2 protein-coding genes are annotated in these 844 nt (G+C 50.0%); both read right to left on the bottom strand.

Features of this window, described 5'->3' with window-relative positions:
- Positions 1 to 257: PrgI family mobile element protein (locus tag WMO65_RS26720; protein WP_349064900.1), on the bottom strand; the 257-nt coding region annotated here is incomplete at its 3' end.
- 14 nt (positions 258 to 271) lie between these two features.
- The coding region (locus WMO65_RS26715) for a hypothetical protein (RefSeq protein ID WP_349064899.1) at positions 272 to 844 on the bottom strand (573 nt) is incomplete at its 5' end.

Here is an 844-nt window from a genome sequence, read left to right as displayed (position 1 = left end):
ACTGCCGCCAGATGTTCCCTTAAGGTCAATCCGTTTTTAGACTGCCAGAATCCTGCGATCATGATCGGTGCCCCAACCGGCACGCTGATATATACAGCCAGCACAGGGGAAATCCCAATATAGCGCCACAAAAACAAGCAGACCGAGACGATCAACACAAGGCCTGCCAGGACATATTTCGCTTCATGCAGCGTAAATCCCTTGTACACGGTTTCCCGATAGTCATGTTCAAAATCTTTATTGATTGGTATATTCATCTTGCTCTCCTTCCTTAGAAACCGAACGCGCGCCGGATCATGCTATCTACAGCCTTCACGGAGCCTACCGCCAAAAGGATCGTCAGCATGCTCTGGGCCATGTTCCAGAGGGTTTCAACTGCCCCCAGCCAGTCTGGGACAGGGATCAGGAAACCGTTGCTGTTTATAATGGCTGCGCACAGCCGGAGCACCAGCGCTGTGCCGGCAAATTCCCCAAACGCGCAAAGGATCGTCTTAAACCAGTTTTCGGCTGATCTTGAAGCCCCCTCCGGTCCCGCCACAGTTGCTAATGCCAAAGGCCCCGTCACAATGTAAAAAAACACCTTTATAAAAATGCCATAGACATGCAGGACCAACAGCAGGCCCGCCGCGATCGCCACGATCATAAATGCAGCGCATACAAAAAAACCAATGACCAGGGTGTCTGAATCCCAGTCGTCTACACTGGTTTCCTGCAAAGCCACAGAAGCAGCTCCCTCTGGTGCTACGATCTGAAAAACGCCCTGCATAATCTCGGCCACTCCATTGATGATGTTCTTTATATTCACGATCAGAAAATTACCAAGGATAAATTTGATCAGCATTGT

It is taken from the genome of Blautia caccae (genome assembly GCF_040095955.1).
Lineage (GTDB): Bacteria > Bacillota > Clostridia > Lachnospirales > Lachnospiraceae > Blautia > Blautia celeris.
The sequence above is the reverse complement of the archived record's forward strand: the minus strand, read 5'-3'. Positions and strand labels throughout refer to the sequence as shown.